Genomic DNA, 20,193 nt, shown 5'->3' with positions numbered 1-20,193 from the left:
AAACCTCTTCCATATCAATCTAAAATAGACGTTAAAAAAACATCTTACCCACCAATTTGATAAAGCACTCACGCACTCCACATATACGACTTACCTTTATTGCGTGGTATACTTTAAGCAATTTCATTATTTACTGGATTTATCTATGATTATCGTAACTGGCGGCGCTGGCATGATTGGCAGCAATATCATTAAAGCACTAAACGAGAAAGGAATTAACGATATCCTCGTCGTAGATAACCTTAAAAATGGCAAGAAATTCCAAAACTTAGTCGATTTAGATATCGCTGACTACATGGATAGAGACGACTTCCTTGTGCAAATTATGTCGGGTGAGAACTTCGGCCCAATTGAAGCTATTTTCCATGAAGGCGCATGCTCAGCGACAACTGAGTGGGATGGAAAGTACATGATGCTCAATAACTATGAGTATTCAAAAGAACTACTTCATTACTGCCTTGAGCGCGAAATTCCATTCCTTTATGCATCGTCCGCTGCAACATACGGGGATACCGACACCTTCATTGAAGAAAAACAGTATGAAGGTGCGCTGAATGTCTATGGTTACTCTAAGCAGCAATTCGACAATTATGTCCGCCGTATCTGGCAAGATGCCGAAGAACACGGTGAGCAACTTTCTCAAATTACCGGCTTCCGTTATTTTAACGTTTATGGTCCAAGAGAACAGCACAAGGGATCTATGGCCTCTGTCGCTTTCCACTTAAATAATCAAATGATTGCTGGTGAAAACCCTAAACTCTTTGCAGGTAGTGGCCACTTCAAACGCGATTTCGTTTATGTTGGTGATGTCTCTGCTGTTAATCTATGGTTTTTAGAAAATGGTGTTTCTGGCATCTTTAACCTCGGAACAGGCCAAGCTGAGTCTTTTGAAGAAGTCGCGAAAGCAGTAATTCAATTCCATGGCAAAGGTGTAATTGAAGAAATCCCGTTCCCAGAGCATCTAAAAGGCGCTTATCAAGAATACACTCAAGCGGATTTAAGCAAACTTCGTGCTGCTGGTTGCGATCATCAGTTCAAGAGCGTATCAGAAGGTGTTTCTGAATATATGTCAATTCAGAACAAGTAATTCCCCTCTGAGGCTACAATGACTAAAAAACGTAACGACTTTGATATAAACGCCTACAACCCTTGTTTTGAATGGTCTTTTTTAGCACCTAAACACTGGGGTACATGGCTAACTGTCATCTTGAGTATTCCACTCAGTTTTATCCCTCATAAAGCCAAGTTATGGCTCAGTAAAAAACTAATAGCACTGGCTTTGAAAAAGCCAAGTCGAACTATTAATAATATCTGGGTAAACCTCGGCTTATGTTTTCCAGATAAAACAGACCAAGAAAGACAAGCGCTACTTGAAGAAACATTGTTAACTGCCGCAATGTTTATCTTTAATTTCGCCTCACTGTCTTTACGTAATAAGAAGTGGCTAACCAAGCACGTGCAAATTAACGGGCTCGAGCATATCAAGGAAACACAAAAGAGTGGTGACAACATCATTCTTCTTGTACCCCATTCTTGGGGAATAGATATACCTGCTATATTTCTTGCCTCTCAAGGGTTACCAGTCTCTGCCATGGCAAAAAGGCAAAAGAACCCTATCTTAGACTGGCTAATGCATCGACAACGAGTGCAATACGGCGGCCGAGTATACGAACGCTCTGGCGGAATTAAACCGTTTATTAAATCAGTCAAAGATAACTATCTGGGTTATTACCTTCCTGACCAAGATCATGGCCGAGAGCATAGTATTTTTGTTGATTTTTTTAATCGAGAAAAAGCTACGTTACCAGGGTTAGGTAAGCTTGCTAAAGTAAGCAAAGCGAAGATAATTCCTATTTTCTCAATTTACGATGCGGTAAAAAATAGGTACATCATTGATATCTATCCTGCTTGGGAGGATTACCCTTCAAAAGATGATGTAATGGATACACTCAAAATGAATACTTTCATCGAACAGGCATTGGTTAAAACACCTGAGCAATATATGTGGATATTGCAGTTTTTCAACACACAAAAAAACGAAGGCGATTCTAAACCATACTATAATAAAGAACTCTGGCATAAGAACTATAAAAGATGAAAAAAATTCTAATTATAGGGCCATCTTGGGTTGGCGATATGGTGATGTCACAAGCATTATATACCACGCTCAAGAATCAAGAACCGGATTGTCAGATTGATGTAGTGGCGCCAGCTTGGTGTAAACCGATACTTGAGAGAATGCCAGAAGTCTGTGACGCACTGACTATGCCATTTTCTCATGGTGAATTTAATTTCTCGGGTCGTAGAGCTTTAGGTAACACATTGCGAACTAAGCAATATGATCACGCTTATGTTCTGCCGAACTCTGCAAAATCTGCATTAATACCTTGGTTTGCCAACATACCAAAACGTACTGGCTGGAAAGGCGAAATGCGTTATGGTCTACTCAACGACTTGCGTACCAATAAAAAATCATTTCAATACATGGTAGAGCGCTATGTCGCTTTAGCACATCCCAAAGAAAAGATGATTAACTCCAGTTCTTTGGGTGGCCTCGAGACGTTACCAAAACCAAGTTTGATGATTGATAAGTCAGCTCAAAAATTAGCGATTGAGAAGTATCACCTCAACACCCAATCAAAAGTAATTGGCTTATGCCCCGGAGCGGAATTTGGCCCTGCAAAAAAATGGCCTGAAGCTCACTATGCCGAAGTGGCTCACGCGATATGTCAGCAAGGACATCATGTGTGGTTATTTGGCTCAGCCAAAGATCTCGACACTTGTAATCATATCAAAGAGCAAGTCCCTAGCGAATTTAGTAATCAAATCCACGTTCTGGCAGGGCTAACAAGTCTGATTGAAGCGGTTGATCTGCTTGGTGCTTGTGAAACAGTCGTCAGCAACGATTCCGGTTTAATGCACGTGGCCGCAGCCGTTGGCTGTAATGTTGTTGCAATCTATGGTTCAACCTCTCCAAAATATACGCCTCCCTTAGCGGAAAATGTCGAGATTGTACATACCAACATTGAATGCCGCCCATGCTTTAAGCGTGAATGCCAGTTTAAGCATTTAAAATGCCTATCAGAGCTTTCTCCACTGCAAGTTCTGAATAGTATTAAGAAGCTAGAAGCAATTCAGGTTAGCTCATGCTAGTTCGTACGCTTTATACGTTAGTACTCGCCCTTGCTGCACCATTACTATTATTTGGGTTATATCGAAGTAAGCCGAATAAGCCTAAATTTGGTCAGCGCTGGAAAGAGCATTTTGGTATCACGCCCCCCCTAACAAAGACTGCAGGAAAAGCTATAACTGCCGGGAAACCAATTTGGATCCATGCGGTTTCTGTTGGTGAATGCATCGCTGCTACTCCTCTAATTAAAGCAATAAAAGCAGAATGCCCTGAACAGACGATCGTTGTCACCACGACCACAAGCACTGGCGCGGAACAAATAGAGAAGCTAGGTGATTTAGTTGAACACCGTTACATGCCGATTGATTTCTCATTTGCCGTTCGTGGTTTTCTACGCACCATTCAGCCTGAAAAAATGTTAATCATTGAAACGGAGTTGTGGCCAAACACCCTACATACAGTTCATTCCTCAGGTATTCCTATAATTGTCGTGAATGCTCGATTATCTGAAAAGTCTTGCCTGAACTACGCAAGGCTTCAACCACTATTTAATCTTATCCAACCGTGTTTAAGCAAAGTATTGTGCCAATCTCAAGCAGATGCAGAGCGATTTGCTCGCTTAGGCATCCAACAAGAAAAACTTGAAATTACGGGTTCCATTAAGTTTGATATTCAAATATCCGATACTATCAAACAAAAAGGCAAAGAGCTCCGAGGGAAGCTAGGCAATAACCGCCCGATATGGATTGCTGCCAGCACTCATAAAGGTGAAGATGAACTACTCCTTGCTGCACATCAAGAGGTGTTAAAACAACACCCTAACGCATTGATGATCCTTGTTCCTCGCCACCCGGAACGTTTTAATGCAGTTTTTGAGCTTAGTAAAAAAGCTCTATTTAAGACTGTAAGGCGCACCTCTAATGAAACCGTCACAGAAGATACACAAGTCTATCTAGGTGATACTATGGGTGAAATGCTTGTGCTGATGGGAGCTGCAGATGTCTGCTTTATGGGCGGTAGCTTACTCGGAGATAAAGTTGGAGGCCATAATATGTTAGAACCAGCAGCTCTAGGTGTTCCTGTTATTACTGGGCCGAGTTATTTTAACTTTAAAGAAATTACTGATGAGTTACTATCTGAGAACGGTATCACTATTAGCCAGTCAGCGAAGCTAAACACCATATTATCGCAAATTTTAAGCGATGCTATACAGCAAAAAAACGCATCTACCGCTGCACTTAATGTTGTTTATCGTAATCAAGGCTCATTACAACGCACGATTGAACTTTCCTCGTTGAGCTAACTATTCACAAGGTTTTATTTTATGAACGTCTTTCTTGTCACATCCCCTTTTCAGTATATTTGTGCAAATGAAGCTAGATGTTATTATGCAACTGATGACAATATACTTCTGCTTGTGAAACAAGATATGGAGCCCGCTATTAGCCAAATGGCAAAAATTGTTAATGAAAATGATTGGACGCGCGTGATCCATATTGAGCGAAGCCAACGAACATTCTCAATGCCGAAAGCTATCAAAGCGGTTAAGAAGATAAAGAAAAATGACTCTATTAAGCACTTTTTTCATGGCGAATATAACGGATGGCGAACCAAATTTCTGTTACGTAACTTGAAGCCTGATACTGAAGTTTATTTCGATGATGGTTCGTTGACTTTAGGGGAGTATGAACGGTTTATCAAAACAAAGCATACTTTCTATCGCCCACGATTTGTAAGTGACCTGATAATAAAAATGCAGGGTCTAGAGCCTATTGGTCGACTTCCCATATCTAAAAAATTAGAGATTTTCACAATTTTTGATATAAAGAACCCCACAGTTCCAGTTATAAAAAACGATTTTTCTAACATGAGAGAAACATATAATTTGAATTATGATAGTCAACGAGATCATTCAAATGAGTACGCCCTCTTCTTAGGTCAAGGTAGTATTGATTGTCATGGGACAATTAAGTCTTTCTACTTAGATGCAATTAAGCGTTTTGCTAAAACCACAGGAAAGAAAATCTTATATGCTCCTCATCGCACAGAAACTTCAAATATCCGCGAAGAAGTTTCGAAGATTGAAAACTTAACGTATTACGATTCAACATTACCTATTGAATTAGAAATTTCAGAAAAACAACTCAATATCACCGATATCGGTGGAATTGCTTCTACAGCACTGTACACGTTAAAAATAATTTACCCTCACATAAAAATATACTCCGCAAAGCAGTCTGAAGAAGAATATCATACGCAGGTAACTTATACTGACAATGAATTGATGCTTGAACTCTTAAAGCCAATTGGCATTGAATTATTCTAAATAAAAAGGGAGGCTCATATAGGCCTCCCTTTTTATACTGCGGTAAACAACTACTTCTCTAATTGGTATTTAAGCTTCCACTCCCCACCCACTTTTTCCCAAAGATCATGGTTGCGAAACTTCTCTACAGTTTCCCAGAATTGCTCTTCTGTTATATCGTGAAAGCGTAGGAAATGATTTAGATCGTTACCAGGGAACTCACCCTGTAAACGATTGACGATATCAACAGCTTCATCTCTTGTCATTCTATCGTTCCAGATATCATAACAAGTTTGGTCTGTCGCACGCCAAAAACCAAACTTTAGGTACTTGAACCAAATATTAATTTCACACAACTTTTCATCAATATTATCGTAATCGAGGAAGTTACCTGGGAGTGGGCCTGCCCTACGCCCAACAAAACCACGCTTTTTTACAAACTCATAGTTTTGTCTACCGTACCAACGTAAGAAATGGCCAAGGTAAATACTCTTCACGCCAGCATCTTGTAACTTCTGGTAATCAGGATATTTGTAGAAGAAGATATCTCTTTCAGAAATGTCATCATCAAGCCAATCATGGATAGTCTTCTCTTTGATGAGGTCACTTTTGTTGATCGCTATAGCTGAAGGCTTACTCTCTGCACGCTGCAAACCACCAAACTCAAAGGCTATATCTTCACCCCAAACCACCAAAGGTACGTCATAAATTAGAGCGGTATTCACAACACTTGAAAACATAGCACAGTGCTCAGCCCAGTTAGGCTCACCTTGACGAAGGAAACATTTCTGTCTGATCTTACGAAAAACACTTGGCTTAATGGTAATTTTCATATGATCGACATTCAAGTCTTTAATCATTTCGTTAAGGTTATCAATACCTTCTGTAGTTGGCACGTGAGCCGCTAATGTCACACAAAGCACTTTCAAGCCATACTCTTCAGCCAATACCGCTGCTTGATACCAACTATCTTTCCCTCCACTCACTGCAACAATACAGTCATAAAATGGATTGTTTTGAGCCTTGATATCATCCACGATGGCATCAAGCTCTTTTCGACGCGCAGTCCAATCGATAGTTTCTTTGATCTCTTTCGTACGACAAGCATTACAAAAACCACGATCATCGAGAACAATACCAGGCTTCGTATCAGGCATTACACAATTTGAACAAAATTTCATAATTTACCCTTCTTTCGCCTTAAAGTTTTCTTCATCAATGTAAGTACGCCCTAGTAAAATATACTCATCATCGAAAAATTGAGATTCCAGTAGATCTGTCTGCTTGTACTCGCGAGGGTCTTCAACGGCAAGCTCTTGCTCGTTTTCTGAAAGTTGAAGATCTAAGACAGACTCTTTTAATACCCATTCACCTGCGTCGTCTTTCTCCCACGCTTTAGAATCGCGGAATTTGTCAACGTACTGATAAAATTCATCTTCTGTTAGCTCCGCCCACTCTAAGAATCGGCCCAGTGCTTTTGGTTTTATTGGTAAGTATTGGCGAATTAATGCTAGACCTTGTTCAAGAGAAATACGCTTCAAGCGAATATCTCTAGCTACATGGTCGTTCACTTTGGCATAACCAAATTTCAAATATTTAATGTAGTCATGAACACTGGCATTATTAGCACAAGCGATAGATTCATAACGGTTGTACGTACGTTCTTGTTCATGCGTTTCATAACCATAACGCTCGATCATATTTTCAATTTGTTGCTGCGAATCCCATTGAACATAGTTACCTACATATAATCCACGCACTCTCGATTTTTCTAACTGCTCATCCGAAGGGTATGTAAATGCTTGTAGATCTTTTACCGAAACCTTTTTACTGCCGCCAATAAGGTGCTCGGCATCCACGCCACGTAAAGCATGTTCTTTACGAACTTTTTTGGTCATTTCCACTCTGTCGTGATGGCTGAACATGCCCACTTGATCTAGCCAACCATTAACCCCCCAAATAATCAGTGGGATATCCAGTTTTGTAGCTACTTGAACTGGAAATGTCTGACTGCCTGCCAGTACATGCCAATACATGTCACCCATCTTTTCTAACGTTAAGCGGGTAATCTCTTTAACTGTATCCGGGCCCACTGTTGATGTCATATGGTCACAATCAAGTTCAGTAATAAGACGAGCGAGATTTCTAATACCGACTTTGGTTGAGAAGTGAGTGTTGTAGGTAACAAGCAACGGGTTTAGGCCGTATTTATTCTTAATCAAATCGACAATGAAGAAATCATCTCCCACTCCAGTCACAGGGATCACACAATCGTAGTGAGAACCAGTTCTGATCTTATAGTGAGCCAACAATTGTTTTAGCTCTTGCTCTTTCTTCTGCCAATCAATTTGATATTTTTCTTCGTGCACACGGCAACCACTACATACTCCATCATTATCGAGTATTAAATTAAGCGCGTGGTTTTCTGGATACAAACAACGTTTACAACATTTCATAATTTATACACTTAGTAGGGGCGACCAAGGAAATCCAACTCAAAGTTTTCGTATTTCACTTCAGAGCTTAATCTCACGTTCAAATTTGCACTTCTCATCTGGGCTTTAGCCGCAATAGTACTGTGTTCCATATGTTGGAAGATGTTTGCTGCAGCCAACGCTTGACATCCACCTTCAATAGCACCGTCGGCAAGCTGATCAAAGCGACCAATACCACCAAGAGCTATCACCGGAATAGAAACATTATCGCTAACACTGCGAAGTAACTGGATGTCATATCCTTCTCGGCTACCATCTCTGTCGACAGAGTTCAGTAGAATTTCACCTGCGCCAAGAGATTCCACTTTTTTAGCCCACTCAACAACATCTAAATCTAATGCCATACCTTGTTGATAATCATAAACTTTATAACCATCACCTTGTTCAATTGCATCAATCGATACAGTAATGCACTGGCTACCAAAAAGAGACGATGATTCAGTAATAAAGCTCGGCGTTTCAATCGCTAATGAGTTGATAGCAATTTTGTCCGCACCGGCTTTTAAAAGCTGACGGATATGATCGATGCTCTTAATACCACCACCGACAGTTAAGGGAACAAAACACTCTCTTGCCGCCCAACTCACCATATCTAGGTTTGGCTCTCGTCCATCTTTTGTTGCATCAATATCATTAACGACAATTTCATCAACATCCCAGTTTACAAAAAAATCAATTGCCGTTTTTATATTACCAATCGGCAAGTATTTTTTAAAACCGAAGCTCTGAACAACAAGCTCGCCTTTTGTAATTATGCATGGAATTAATCGAGTTTTAAGCATCACTGCCACCTGTTGATTGAATTTGAGCCCAATCTAAAAAGCTCTTAATTGCTGCCAAGCCATTCTTCTGACTTTTCTCTGGATGGAACTGCATCCCAACCACATTGTCTTTCTGCACTGACGCTGTCATTTCGATACCATAGTCAAAAGTCGCTAGCTTATATTCTGCCGAGCAATTAACCCACAGACTATGTACAAAATAAAAGTCTTTATCATCATGAAGGTAGTCAAATACACTCTTATCTTTTTGTAAAATCAAAGAGTTCCAACCCACATGAGGTACACGCAGCCCTTGGCCCGGTTTCATATATTCCACTTTACCAGGGATCCAACCAAGCCCTGTTGTTAATGCCATCTCTTCCGATGATTCAAATAACAACTGCATACCAAGACATATACCGAGAACTGGTTTTTTCTTAGTCATCACTTCATGGGTTAGTACATCCACCAATTTTTTTTCATGCAGCTTTTTCATAGCATCAGGAAAAGCGCCAACACCGGGTAAGATAATACAATTTGACGCTTCAATGATAGTGGGATCATTGGTGACTTGAATCTCGTAGTTTCCGACATGGTTGATCGCATTTTCAATAGAACGAACATTGCCCATATCATAGTCAATTATTGATATTTTCATTTTATTCACTTTGAATGTTTTCGTTATAGACTAAAGTCATCAAACACCTAATGATATCTTTACTTCCGCATAATTCCATTTAGTCATGAGAAGCTATAAATTATGGTGTTAATATTTACAACAACTCGTAATGTAGTACCATATAGGGATGTAATAAAGAAGATTAATGGTAGCGACTGATTAACTCTCTCCACCTAGCCCAAATATACTTACAATGGTAACTAGATATTGAAATATAAGCTTTTTTTCCTAATTCACACCTGTACTTTTCATCTTCCATCAAGGATGATAATAACTGCGTAAACTCAGTATCATTGTTGGCAAGCAAACCGTTATTTTTATGTGATAATACTTCATTAACTCCACTGCAAGCCGAGAATCCCATACACGCTAACCCAGAGCTCATAGCTTCCGACAAAGCTAGTGGAAAGCCTTCAAAAGCAGATGGAAAAGCACAAATACTCGATTGTTTAAGTTTCAGCTCTACTTGATCTGTTACGCCATGAAAAAAAACGTGCCCCGATAGCCCACGATTTTCAATCAAGCTATCAAGATGCTTTCTATATTCAGGATCAGCATTACTTCCGTAGAGTTCAATTCTCCACTCGCTCCTAACTGATATATCTATGTCAGCAAAACAGCTAATCAATTTATGCTGCTGCTTATTTTTCTCAATCCTGGCCATGTAAATGATGCTTTTTCTACTGCTATCGCAATCTCCATGAAAGTCTGGTATTGCATTTCCCAAAGCAACAACATCTAATTTAGTTGAAACATGTTTTTTCACTGCGTCAATATAACTAGGTAACAGAACTTGGCACAACGCTGCTTTTTCCATTGCCTTAACTTCTCTAGAGGACATGAAAGGAGCCTCTCTACTGGTATCTGTATGACTCATTGATATTATGGGAACTTCATCTCTGTAATAATCAGTGATTGAAACTAAATCCCAATGACCATATGAAACAATGATATCTGGTTGAAATGATTTTAAATAAGGAAGTAAACGCTCTCCTATGACCGATTGCTGACGGGATGTAATCGGATTGTAATGCCATTTTTTCAGAGGAAGCTTATTCCACCCTCTAACAAGCTCACGTATAAGTTTCAAGCTAGTAGAATTTATCTTTCTTTTATCTACCTTGAGATTTACTAATTTTACGCCCTCGTTGACCGTATATAATGGCGAACCTTCACTGTCATCACTATAGATCGACATGATTGTATTATCAGTTGACAGTTCATTTGACATATCAAAAAAAACTTTCGGAGCTCCGCCTACATGTTCATGGACTCGCCCGTGAGCCATCACTAAAGCAATTTTCATGGCTTTTCCTTACAGACTAAAACCATCATCGACAATGATATTTTGCCCAGTAACAAATCGAGACTCCTCTGAAAGTAAAAATAAAATTGAACCTATCACCTCTTCCACATCTAGCATGCCCGCACCATGAGTATTACCCTTGTATGCGTCTAAAAATGCGTCTGGTTGGTGATCAAAAATCCCCCCAGGACTTACACTGTTGATTCTAAATCGGCTGTCATTCACATAGGTTGCTGCATATTTATTTAGATGTAAAATCGCAGACTTAATCGCTGCGTATTCCACCGGCATTGTCATTGGTGTATTGTCATAAATATCAAATTTAGGCGCTACCACACCATAAATTGAAGAAATATTAACCAATGAGAATGGCATTTTACTGCTCTTAAAGTAAGCCGCACACTGCTGAGTAAATAAAAACGCACTACCTAAATGCAGAGATAAATTTTCATTAAAACTGTCTAATGACACATCAAAAAAATGTGCCCCATAAGTATTATTACGTGGATAAGTACTATTAACCGCCCCCGTAATATCATTCTGACCAGCAAAAAACGCTTTTACATCAGATTCGCTAGTCACATCCAACTTAACAAGTTCTAATTTAGAGCTGTCAACATTCACGCTTTGAGCAATAAATTTTTCGTACATCACTTCAAGATTAATATCTGTTGCAATGACTTTTGCGCCCTGATCTAAAGCGCACTTAACTATTTTTGCTCCAAGTAAACCGCCAGCACCAGCAATCAGTATTTTGTGATTATTCAATAAATCTCTCATTCTTGGCATTCCTGTACAATCGCTTCAGCGAGCTTAAAATCATAAATATCATCAATATCAACCGCACGCTCTTTCGGCACTTCAATACTGGTAACCTTGCCGGAAAACAGTCCGTAATTATTTAATACAAACGCTGGGGTCGTCGCATAAACGACGGTTGTAATATCAAATATTTCAGGCGCATCTTGACGTCGAGTAACATCTGAGTCTAGTTCATTCACTAACTCCACAAAGCCATCTTGCGTCTCTTTTACCATATTAAAGAAAGGACTACGGCTTGCTGGCGTGACGGAAATGCAGATATCAGCGTTCGTCTCAATGCGCTTTTTCATTGCCGCTTCAACATCGTCAATGCTGCGTAGTGGACTGGTGGCAGGCAAGCTAACAAAACAATCAAACGCTCCATAATGCTCTTTAGCCCATTCAATCGCATGACGCCATGATAACCACTCAGGGCTTCTGTCTGTTGCAAGGTCAGTTGGTCTTTCGATCACGATTGCTCCAGACTCAATCGCAACTTGTGCTATGTCCAAGTCATCAGTCGAAACAAACACTTGCTGGATAGAGGGCGATGCGAGAGCAGTGTCAATGGAATATTGAAGTAATGGCTTTCCAGCTAAAGGCTTTATATTTTTTCCTGGAAGCCCTTTAGAGCCTCCACGAGCAAAAATAAACGCAAAATTTTTCATTCTGATTCTCTATATTTTACTACTGACAAGTTAAGTAAGGTATTCTTGCAGGTTCTCATCTAGTACCGATAACTTTATTGACCCCAACGGCTAAGCTGTTAGCTTGCAAATTTTTTGTTATTACTGCATTAGCACCAACTCGGCAATTTGAACCAATTTCAATACCACCGATAATCTTAGCTCCTGTACCGAGATGAGTATCCTTCTTCACATGAGCCATTGAATTATCACTTTCAAAGTTACCACCAATAGTCACTTGCTGATAGATAAAACAACCTTCCTCAACAACGGCATTTGACCCAATAACCACACCCGTCGGGTGCGGAAAAATAACAGATGGATGAATATCGGCACTATGACTAATATCACAATTGTATTTATAGAATATTCGTCTCTGGAAATATTTACGTATAGGGCGAGAGTTAACTTTTCCCCATCTCATTAATTGAATTTCTAATGAGAATTTTTTAATTGGGTTGCTTGTTGCCATCCATTTAATCAGTAATATAAATAACCTTTTTAGCTCCATTATAAAACCTCAGTTGATTTGATTTGATTAATTAAATCAACTGTTGACGCAGCAGCATTCATTTCGATACAACTATGAGGAGCCTGATTAATCATTTGAATAAAATCAGTAATCATTGCGAGGTACATCAGATTTTTATCCCACTCAGGCTCATTATAGATCACTCTAGATTCTGCTGCCGTTATTAGAGTAAGTTGATTTTGAATCAAGTCCCAATCAATTCGCCCTTTACTGCCAATAAAACTGCATTTCCTATGCGCTTTACGCTGTAAAAAGTCCAAATGGATGGTTGTGACAGCACCGGTATCGGTTAGTGTGATGATATCCGCCATGTCCTCCACCTCTAAATTAAGCTCTTTAGAGGAGCGTAATAATGCATACTGTAAATGAAGAGGTCCAAGCAACCATTGAGCGTAATCTAACTCATGACTTAGCTCAAAGAGAACCCCACCTCCTAAATTTTTATTGGCTGATACACAATCGCGATAATCTTTACTTGGGCGCCAGTCTGGGAGGTATTGACCAATTTCGATATGAGCATTGTATAAAGTGCCTATCTCATTTCCTACCAATAGTGCTTTCAGTTTCAGAGCGGATGGTAAGTAACGAAGACAATAGCCTACCGCAACGGGTGTTTTATGCTGAGAAATTGCCTGCTGTATCGCTTGAGCATCATCAATCGTTGTCGTTACTGGTTTTTCAATTAAGGTCGGAATGCCAGCTTCAATCAACGGGATAGCATGCTGTGCATGAAAAGGGGCTGGAGACGCAACAATAACTAGCTCAACCTTAGCTTCAATTAAGGCATCAACACTAGTGACGATGCCATCACTATCACTAATGGTCTCTGTCGGTACTCTTCCGCTTGCAGACATCACAAGCAATTCTGTCTCTGGAAATAAAATCTTCAAATTACGACGATGACGCGTAGCTATATTTCCCAACCCAATTACAGCAACTTTACTCATGATGCTATTCATAATCATTAGTCCAACCCTAGTGTATGAATATCCGCTTGTGCACGATTAAAATCATCCATTCGACCGATATCTAACCAATATTCATGAATAGGGAACATGAGAATATTATCACGCTCAACCATATGCTCTTCAAGTAACGTTGGCATATCGATATGGTGATTCTCGGGAACGGATTGGATCACTCTCGGTGACACCACATAAATACCAGCATTAACAAAGAATCGTTGGATTGGTTTTTCAACCATACCGGTAATTTTATTGCCTTCACCATTGATGACACCATAAGGAATTTGATAATCGTACTCACGAACACACATGGTCGCGTCTGCTTGATTTTCTAAGTGAAAATCTAACAACCGCTGAAAGTCAACCTTAGTTAGCACATCACCATTCATCATGATAAGCGGAAGATCTTGCGGTAAATTTTTTGGTAAAAGGCCTAGAGCACCGCCTGTACCTAATGGCGACTCTTCATAAACATAAGTAATATTAACGCCTAGTTCAGAACCATCACCAAAATGTTGCTCGATCTGCTCTGGCATATAATGAGTCGAGATATAAAAATTAACGAAACCAGCCTTGATGAAGCTGCGGATCACGGTTTCTAAAATCGGTTTGTTACCGATTTTAAGCATCGGCTTAGGGCAGCTGTCAGTTAATGGTCGTAAGCGGGTACCAAACCCACCTGCCATTAAAAATACAGGATTTTGGTATACAGGCTTACTTAACATTCCATGCAAAGTTTCAAGCCCGACGACTTTACCACTTTCAAGCAATGGAATTGAAAGAATGTCATTACTTTCCATTACGGCAATTAAATCATCACGCGATGTGCTAGCATCTGCCGTTAATGGGCTGGTATTCATGACTTGGGTAATTTCAGATGCTAGTGATAGGTTATTTAATAAACCTCGACGAATATCTCCATCAGTAACGACACCTTGCAACTGCACATTCTCATCAATAACTAACGCAACTCGTAGTGCTTCATTGTTAATAATTTCTAATGCATCACGCAGTGTGCTGGTTGGTTTTATTAATACATTCTTCCAACTATGACTCATGACTTACCTTCATTTCTTAAAACATTGAACTTCTGAATGACAAATTTATTGGTTGCAGAACATTCACGATGACATTTTCATGGTTGAACGACTTGGATAGCAAATATTCTGAGAAGATATATTTTCTGTCACTATCGCACCAGCACCAATAATAGAACCTTGTTCTAGCTTAAGGTTCTGAATAACCGTGGAACCGGCTCCTACATAGACTTCATCTTGGGTTGTAACTTGCCCACACAGCGTAGCCCTTGGTGCAATATGATTATAACAACCGATTTGGCAATCGTGCTCAATAATCGCGCCACTATTAATCACACTGTGAGTACCGACAGATGCTCCAGCTTGAACAATGGCACCAGCAAAAATTTGTACACCGGACTCAATAACCGCATATAACGACACTTGTGCACTCTTTGCAATCACCGTCTCGAACTGGTATCCATGGGAGAGGTAATACTCATTAAGTTTACGCTTTAAGTGTGACTTTGGCATCATACCAATGCCATTCACCAACACGACGTCATCAGACGGAAAACGCAATACATCATCATCTTGTTTTAAGTGCTGAATACCATTAAATGCACTGCGTTGACTGATATCATCGGGGCAGACAATTGCTAATATTTTCCGATTTTGGGTTCGTAAAATATCTACCAGAACGCTAGCATGACCGCCACCGCCAATCAAAACAATCGGTCTATCGAATTTATTCAAGGATCAGATCTCCCGCTTGGTAGTCTTGCCCCGCACAACGCTTTAGTAAATCCCAGTAATGGTAGGGTGACTGACCTGATCCAGGACGTTTGATGGTGACATTATCGGCATTAAACGCGTCGCCCGCTTTGATCGCACGCGCCGCCACCAAACTTTTGCGTGCCACCGCTTTATTTTTCACTTCCGAGACAGTTGGCGATTTCACGCCACTGCCTAGCGCGACTTCCACTTGACGGATCGCGGTGACCATGGCGGTCAATTCCTGCGGTTCAAGTGACGCTTTATGGTCTGGCCCTTCCATGTTTTTATCGAGGGTGAAATGTTTTTCAATCAACACCGCGCCACGCGCTACCGCAGCGATGGGAATCGTGATCCCTTCGCTGTGATCAGAATACCCCGCAGGCAATTCAAACGCTCGACCTAAGGTGTCCATGGCGCGCAAGTTGATTTCCGCCATCGGTGCTGGGTATTCGGTCGTGCAGTGCAAGATAGTCACTTTTTCTTTCAGTGCCCTCAGGCCTGCCTCAGAGGCGTAAGCCTCTTGAAACGCTTGCTGAGATGGCTCGGTACCAAGATCTGCGGTGTAACCAAAGGCAATCACGCCCAGTGCGGTTTCAATTTCCGCCATGGTCGCCATGCCGGTAGACACAATCAGATCGCATCCCGTGCGGGCATGCTCAAGCACCAAAGGCGCATTGGTCAATTCACCCGAAGGGAGTTTCAAACGCGTTAAGCCTAGATCGTTCACCAAAAACGTCAGACTCTCAGAATCAAATGCCGTCGATAAAAACTCAATTCCGAGTGAGGCACAATGCGCCAACAACTGGTGATGAACGTCGTAGGAGAGCTCTAAACGACTTAACATGGCCAATTGTGATTCTTCTTTTTGCGTGTTGGTAACCTGATAATCCGCCTGTTTTGCCTGCTCAGTGACCAGGTTTTTGGCTTTAAAAGTTTGGAATTTTACGATGTCAGCCCCCGCACGGTGAGCGGCATCAACGAGTTGGAAGGCTAGGGCTTCGTCACCATTATGGTTCACACCTGCTTCGGCAATGATCAAGGTCATCAAGATTACTCCACGCGCTCAAAAGCGACATCAAAAAAGGTTTTACATGGGTCAAACTGCAGCGATTTGATCATTTCAATCACTTGCCCGCTGCTGTCACCTTGCCCATAAGGGTTATGAATGACGTCCTCTGGCGCAGCATACTGACGGCTGAGCCCTTGCTCAATCGCGTGCTCAATTGCAGCTTGATCCGCGGCGCAATGCAGAACACTCTTAGCGGCCAAACGCCCCTTTTGTCTTGCGCCAATATTCACCGTTGGGACATCAAATGACGGCACTTCAATAATGCCACTCGATGAATTACCAATAACCGCCGCGGCATGCTTCACGGCGCTTAAATAACGTACCTGCCCCAATGATGGAATGGCAAGTACGCGCTCGGGTTGCGCTTTGGCATACGCTTCTAGCATTGGGATGATGCGGCGACCGCCATCATCGGCGTTCGGATAAGTCAAAATCACTTGATGATCGGGGTAGCTATCAAGAGCATCTAACATGGCTTGAAATGACGCTTCTGGCGCTTCGTTACCCAATGTCACGGGATGATATGTGACTAAGAAAAAAGGCTTGTTCAGTGAGAAACCCAGCGATGTACTCAATTCATCCAGCGACATAAACGAAGCGCGTTTTAAGTGATCAAGCCCAATGGCACCAATGTTGTGCACACGCTCAGGTGCTTCACCTAATTGGATCACGCGTTGACGATACTCTTCGGTTGAGGTGCCGTGCAGATAACTCAGTTTACTGATCGCATGACGAATAGCGTCATCATAGGCGCCTTCGGTGATCTCGCCACCATGCAGGTGAATGATCGGAATGCGCAAGATCATCGCCGTTTGCGCCGCAGCCAAAGCTTCAAACCGGTCCCCTAAAATAACGAGGACGTCTGGCGCTAACCTTGCGAAAGCATCAGCAAAGCCCAGCACGCCCAATCCCATGCTTTTTGCCGTGCCGACCGCAGAATCGGAAGAAAGCAGGATCTCAATCTTTTCATCAATGGTGAAACCATCGCGCTCAATTTGTTGGTACGTTTGACCGAACTCCGGTGACAAATGCATGCCTGATACCAGCAACTGTAATTGCAATTCCGGATCATTTTGGATGTCTTTTAAAAGCCAAAAGAGCAGACCGTATTCTGCTCTTGTGCCAGTAAAGACCGCGACTTTTTTATTTTGCGCTGACGTCATGTCATTCGCTCCTTAGGTCTGTCTAACGGCGATGCTCAATGGATTATGATGGCGTTACCGGTGTGCTCGGCAAGTTAATCAAATGCGCTTCAATATGCTCAGATTGACTCAAATCCCCACGCAGTGCATCTGAAAACATCGGTAGACGATGCATCAATTTCCAAATCGGACGCGTCATCACACCGGCATCATTAGTCCCCGCTAATAAAGCATCGCGGCTTTCGTTATCAGGGCAAATCACCGCATTAAGCCAGTAGTTTGACTGCGCGTAACTTGGCTCAACCACAAATTGAAATTCACTACTGGCAAAGAATTGCTCGTAATGTGCGGCGAGCTGCCGCTTTTGAACAAGGTAAGCATCAAGCACTTCCATCTGTGCGCAGCCTAATGCGGCATTTAAGTTTGGCATGCGGTAGTTAAAGCCCGCTTCGTCATGATAAAACTCAAACGGATGTGGCACTTTGGCGGTCGTCGTCACGTGCTTGGTGCGCATGCCCTCTTCTAGATCACGACACAGAACCATACCGCCACCACCCGTGGTGATGATTTTGTTGCCGTTAAAACTAACCGCACCAAACTCACCTAATGTACCGGTATGCTTGCCTTTGTAGAATGAACCAAGGCTTTCTGCTGCGTCTTCCACCAGCATCAATTGCCATTTGTGGCAGACGGCGATCAGCTCATCCAATTCCACCGGATGGCCAAAGGTGTGCATGGGTACGACGGCTTTAATTCGTTGTTTGCGCCCTTTATGGAAGCAACCTCGCTCGGTAAGCTCAGCGTGCTCTTCAAGGTAACGCTCTAGCGCTTTCGGGCACAAGCCAAGGCTCACTGGCGACACATCGACAAAAATCGGCTCAGCGCCCATGTGGTAAAGCGCATTACAAGTGGCGACGAACGTCAGCGCCTGTGTCACGACAAGATCGCCACGCTCAACGCCTGCCATATAAAGCGCCGCATGCAATGCTGCGGTGCCATTAACAGTCGCGACCGCTTTGGCTGTACCAGTGAAGGCTTCAATCTTGTGTTCAAACTGATCGACAAATTTACCAACACTGGAGACGAAGGTGCTGTCGATGGTTTCCATCACGTACGCTTTTTCGTTGCCATCAAACGTGGGCGCATGCAGTGGAATGAAGTCGTTGGTTTGATAGGTGTCGCGGACAAATTCGACGATCGTGTTCGGTTTCATGCGCTTTCCTTACATTTTGCTGTCGAGATATTTGCCAGTTTCTCTATGACCAAAATCTGGGATCATGGCAAAAAACAACTCAACAATTTGCTCTTTCGTCCACTCTCGTCCATCTTTCATCTGCGCGATAGTCGACTCAAATAACACCAGTTTTTCTGGCTCGTAGAGCGGCTCATTTTTGATCACACCTAAATTGTCGAAACGCGCCATATCCAATGTTTCATTGTCGGTGAAGAACTCTTCAAAGTCTTTCTCACCCGTGGTGTCACTTTCTGTGAATAGACATGGCCATTGACCTTGTGCTGGCAGCGTTTTAGCTAATTCACGCGCTTCATCTTCACTTGTACACAAATACGGTGTCAAATCACGTTGCTCGAGGTATTTCACGGCAATGTCCGCGAACGTGATCAAGTGCAGTGCTTCACTGAGTTTCGGGAAGAAAATGTCACGATTCTCACCAAAGATACACGACATTAGACACAACTCACCGGATTCTTGGGGAGTCACAAAGTAACGTTTAATGTCATTTGGCGCCACAATCGGCTGGTTTTTTTGAATGCGCTGGTTAAAACCGTGCAGCAGTGAGCCATCGGAAAAGGCCACATTAGCAAAACGCGCGGTTGAAATCGCAATTTGCTCACTCTTGCGCATTAAGAACATTTCCATAATGCGCTTTGAGGCACCCATCATATTGACGGGGTTTGCAGCTTTATCCGTTGAAACACAAAAATATTTTTTAACCCCAGCATCAATCGATTGTTGAATGGTTTTATCGGTATTAAAGACGTTTACGTCGATCATGCGCATTAAAGTAAACGGGTCTTTTTCACTGCGCACGTGCTTGAGTGCCGACAGGTTTAAGACGTAGTCATATTGACCATCGGCCTTAATGAACGCGTCGTATTCGATTGAACCGATGTCGAGAGCGAAAGTCTGGAAATCACCGTCGATATAGCCAAATGAGCTGCGAACATCGCGCACCAATTCCACCATGTTGTTTTCACTGATATCAACAACATGCAACTTTTTGGGATGACGTTTGAAGATCTCTTTGGTAACCGCTTGGCCGATCGAGCCGGCACCACCAAGCACCAAAAAGCGCGATTGTGAAACGATACGAGAAAGCTCAGCTCCGTGCTGGGCGATATCTTGAGTAAAAAGAGCATCGGTGCGACCGATGAGAGGTAGAATTGGGTTCATGATACAGAGTGCTTTGTTTGAACTAGTGCATGGATTTTAAACGAAGTGGAGAAAGGGGGAAAGTCATCCAGGACATTGTTTTGGCAAAAATCAAGCTTACAGACCCTGTAAATAAT

20 protein-coding genes are annotated in these 20,193 nt (G+C 42.0%); 5 read left to right on the top strand and 15 right to left on the bottom strand.

The window, feature by feature from the left end; genetic code table 11:
* Positions 1-145: 145 nt before the first annotated feature.
* From rfaD to RJD38_RS07215, 5 genes are read left to right on the top strand one after another with little or no spacing between them, the layout of a single operon-like run.
* Positions 146-1,087: an ADP-glyceromanno-heptose 6-epimerase gene (gene rfaD / locus RJD38_RS07235; RefSeq protein ID WP_065545821.1), complete on the top strand. Its 942-nt coding sequence runs from the start codon at positions 146-148 to the stop codon at positions 1,085-1,087.
* Between the two features lie 18 nt (positions 1,088-1,105).
* Complete coding sequence (gene lpxM / locus RJD38_RS07230) at positions 1,106-2,098, top strand: lauroyl-Kdo(2)-lipid IV(A) myristoyltransferase (protein ID WP_065545822.1); 993 nt, start codon at positions 1,106-1,108, stop codon at positions 2,096-2,098.
* Positions 2,095-3,153: a lipopolysaccharide heptosyltransferase II gene (waaF, locus tag RJD38_RS07225; RefSeq protein ID WP_065545823.1), complete on the top strand. Its 1,059-nt coding sequence runs from the start codon at positions 2,095-2,097 to the stop codon at positions 3,151-3,153. The genes lpxM and waaF overlap by 4 nt, the downstream gene beginning before the upstream one ends.
* Positions 3,147-4,433: a lipid IV(A) 3-deoxy-D-manno-octulosonic acid transferase gene (waaA, locus tag RJD38_RS07220; protein ID WP_065545824.1), complete on the top strand. Its 1,287-nt coding sequence runs from the start codon at positions 3,147-3,149 to the stop codon at positions 4,431-4,433. The genes waaF and waaA overlap by 7 nt, the downstream gene beginning before the upstream one ends.
* Positions 4,434-4,454: 21 nt before the next feature.
* Positions 4,455-5,456: a polysialyltransferase family glycosyltransferase gene (locus RJD38_RS07215; RefSeq protein WP_065545825.1), complete on the top strand. Its 1,002-nt coding sequence runs from the start codon at positions 4,455-4,457 to the stop codon at positions 5,454-5,456.
* A 50-nt stretch (positions 5,457-5,506) separates the two neighbouring features.
* Here the strand turns inward: RJD38_RS07215 and RJD38_RS07210 are convergent, their stop codons facing one another.
* The 15 genes from RJD38_RS07210 to RJD38_RS07140 all read right to left on the bottom strand — a co-directional run bounded on the left by RJD38_RS07210 (position 5,507) and on the right by RJD38_RS07140 (position 20,077).
* Entirely contained in the window at positions 5,507-6,616 is a 1,110-nt protein-coding gene (locus RJD38_RS07210) for an N-acetyl sugar amidotransferase (protein ID WP_065545826.1), read from the bottom strand.
* A 3-nt stretch (positions 6,617-6,619) separates the two neighbouring features.
* Complete coding sequence (locus tag RJD38_RS07205) at positions 6,620-7,891, bottom strand: N-acetyl sugar amidotransferase (RefSeq protein ID WP_065545827.1); 1,272 nt, start codon at positions 7,889-7,891, stop codon at positions 6,620-6,622.
* Between the two features lie 11 nt (positions 7,892-7,902).
* Positions 7,903-8,712 carry a HisA/HisF-related TIM barrel protein gene (locus tag RJD38_RS07200; RefSeq protein ID WP_065545828.1) on the bottom strand — a complete coding sequence of 270 codons (810 nt, stop codon included), beginning with the start codon at positions 8,710-8,712 and terminating at the stop codon, positions 7,903-7,905.
* Positions 8,705-9,349, bottom strand: a complete 645-nt coding sequence (hisH, locus tag RJD38_RS07195; protein WP_065545829.1) for an imidazole glycerol phosphate synthase subunit HisH — start codon at positions 9,347-9,349, stop codon at positions 8,705-8,707. The genes RJD38_RS07200 and hisH overlap by 8 nt, the downstream gene beginning before the upstream one ends.
* Positions 9,350-9,512: 163 nt before the next feature.
* Positions 9,513-10,676 (bottom strand): glycosyltransferase, encoded by a 1,164-nt coding sequence (locus tag RJD38_RS07190; protein ID WP_065545830.1) that lies wholly within the window; start codon positions 10,674-10,676, stop codon positions 9,513-9,515.
* 9 nt (positions 10,677-10,685) lie between these two features.
* The gene (locus tag RJD38_RS07185; RefSeq protein WP_065545831.1) at positions 10,686-11,456 is read right to left on the bottom strand and encodes an oxidoreductase; all 771 of its coding nucleotides are present in this window, start codon (positions 11,454-11,456) and stop codon (positions 10,686-10,688) included.
* Positions 11,453-12,145 (bottom strand): cytidylyltransferase domain-containing protein, encoded by a 693-nt coding sequence (locus tag RJD38_RS07180; RefSeq protein ID WP_065545832.1) that lies wholly within the window; start codon positions 12,143-12,145, stop codon positions 11,453-11,455. The genes RJD38_RS07185 and RJD38_RS07180 overlap by 4 nt, the downstream gene beginning before the upstream one ends.
* 55 nt (positions 12,146-12,200) lie before the next feature.
* Positions 12,201-12,674: a serine acetyltransferase gene (locus tag RJD38_RS07175; protein WP_065545833.1), complete on the bottom strand. Its 474-nt coding sequence runs from the start codon at positions 12,672-12,674 to the stop codon at positions 12,201-12,203.
* Entirely contained in the window at positions 12,674-13,642 is a 969-nt protein-coding gene (locus RJD38_RS07170) for a Gfo/Idh/MocA family protein (RefSeq protein ID WP_065546003.1), read from the bottom strand. Before RJD38_RS07170 ends, RJD38_RS07175 begins: the two co-directional genes overlap by 1 nt.
* Positions 13,643-13,659: 17 nt before the next feature.
* A complete protein-coding gene (locus RJD38_RS07165; RefSeq protein ID WP_065545834.1) occupies positions 13,660-14,718 on the bottom strand; it encodes a nucleotidyltransferase family protein in 1,059 nt (352 codons plus the stop codon).
* Between the two features lie 63 nt (positions 14,719-14,781).
* Entirely contained in the window at positions 14,782-15,432 is a 651-nt protein-coding gene (locus RJD38_RS07160; RefSeq protein WP_065545835.1) for an acetyltransferase, read from the bottom strand.
* Positions 15,425-16,498 (bottom strand): N-acetylneuraminate synthase, encoded by a 1,074-nt coding sequence (gene neuB, locus RJD38_RS07155; RefSeq protein WP_065545836.1) that lies wholly within the window; start codon positions 16,496-16,498, stop codon positions 15,425-15,427. Before neuB ends, RJD38_RS07160 begins: the two co-directional genes overlap by 8 nt.
* A gap of 5 nt (positions 16,499-16,503) precedes the next feature.
* Positions 16,504-17,685, bottom strand: a complete 1,182-nt coding sequence (gene neuC / locus RJD38_RS07150) for a UDP-N-acetylglucosamine 2-epimerase (RefSeq protein ID WP_065545837.1) — start codon at positions 17,683-17,685, stop codon at positions 16,504-16,506.
* 43 nt (positions 17,686-17,728) lie between these two features.
* Entirely contained in the window at positions 17,729-18,877 is a 1,149-nt protein-coding gene (locus tag RJD38_RS07145) for a LegC family aminotransferase (RefSeq protein ID WP_065545838.1), read from the bottom strand.
* 9 nt (positions 18,878-18,886) lie between these two features.
* Positions 18,887-20,077, bottom strand: coding sequence for a UDP-N-acetylglucosamine 4,6-dehydratase (locus RJD38_RS07140; protein WP_065545839.1), 1,191 nt, complete (start codon positions 20,075-20,077; stop codon positions 18,887-18,889).
* Positions 20,078-20,193: the final 116 nt, after the last annotated feature.

Source organism: Vibrio scophthalmi (assembly GCF_040869025.1).
Classification (GTDB): domain Bacteria; phylum Pseudomonadota; class Gammaproteobacteria; order Enterobacterales; family Vibrionaceae; genus Vibrio; species Vibrio scophthalmi.
Note: the sequence above shows the minus strand (reverse complement) of the source record. Positions and strands in the feature narration are given on the sequence as shown.

Bases quoted from the DNA above. Each gene is read 5' to 3' on its own strand.
- RJD38_RS07185 (WP_065545831.1), bottom strand. From the start codon at position 11,456: ATGAGAGATTTATTGAATAATCACAAAATACTGATTGCTGGTGCTGGC.
- waaF (WP_065545823.1), top strand. From the start codon at position 2,095: ATGAAAAAAATTCTAATTATAGGGCCATCTTGGGTTGGCGATATGGTG.
- RJD38_RS07205 (WP_065545827.1), bottom strand. From the start codon at position 7,891: ATGAAATGTTGTAAACGTTGTTTGTATCCAGAAAACCACGCGCTTAAT.
- lpxM (WP_065545822.1), top strand. From the start codon at position 1,106: ATGACTAAAAAACGTAACGACTTTGATATAAACGCCTACAACCCTTGT.
- RJD38_RS07165 (WP_065545834.1), bottom strand. From the start codon at position 14,718: ATGAGTCATAGTTGGAAGAATGTATTAATAAAACCAACCAGCACACTG.
- RJD38_RS07210 (WP_065545826.1), bottom strand. From the start codon at position 6,616: ATGAAATTTTGTTCAAATTGTGTAATGCCTGATACGAAGCCTGGTATT.
- rfaD (WP_065545821.1), top strand. From the start codon at position 146: ATGATTATCGTAACTGGCGGCGCTGGCATGATTGGCAGCAATATCATT.
- RJD38_RS07200 (WP_065545828.1), bottom strand. From the start codon at position 8,712: ATGCTTAAAACTCGATTAATTCCATGCATAATTACAAAAGGCGAGCTT.
- RJD38_RS07170 (WP_065546003.1), bottom strand. From the start codon at position 13,642: ATGAGTAAAGTTGCTGTAATTGGGTTGGGAAATATAGCTACGCGTCAT.
- RJD38_RS07145 (WP_065545838.1), bottom strand. From the start codon at position 18,877: ATGAAACCGAACACGATCGTCGAATTTGTCCGCGACACCTATCAAACC.
- hisH (WP_065545829.1), bottom strand. From the start codon at position 9,349: ATGAAAATATCAATAATTGACTATGATATGGGCAATGTTCGTTCTATT.
- neuB (WP_065545836.1), bottom strand. From the start codon at position 16,498: ATGACCTTGATCATTGCCGAAGCAGGTGTGAACCATAATGGTGACGAA.
- RJD38_RS07175 (WP_065545833.1), bottom strand. From the start codon at position 12,674: ATGGAGCTAAAAAGGTTATTTATATTACTGATTAAATGGATGGCAACA.
- RJD38_RS07180 (WP_065545832.1), bottom strand. From the start codon at position 12,145: ATGAAAAATTTTGCGTTTATTTTTGCTCGTGGAGGCTCTAAAGGGCTT.
- neuC (WP_065545837.1), bottom strand. From the start codon at position 17,685: ATGACGTCAGCGCAAAATAAAAAAGTCGCGGTCTTTACTGGCACAAGA.
- RJD38_RS07215 (WP_065545825.1), top strand. From the start codon at position 4,455: ATGAACGTCTTTCTTGTCACATCCCCTTTTCAGTATATTTGTGCAAAT.
- RJD38_RS07140 (WP_065545839.1), bottom strand. From the start codon at position 20,077: ATGAACCCAATTCTACCTCTCATCGGTCGCACCGATGCTCTTTTTACT.
- waaA (WP_065545824.1), top strand. From the start codon at position 3,147: ATGCTAGTTCGTACGCTTTATACGTTAGTACTCGCCCTTGCTGCACCA.
- RJD38_RS07190 (WP_065545830.1), bottom strand. From the start codon at position 10,676: ATGAAAATTGCTTTAGTGATGGCTCACGGGCGAGTCCATGAACATGTA.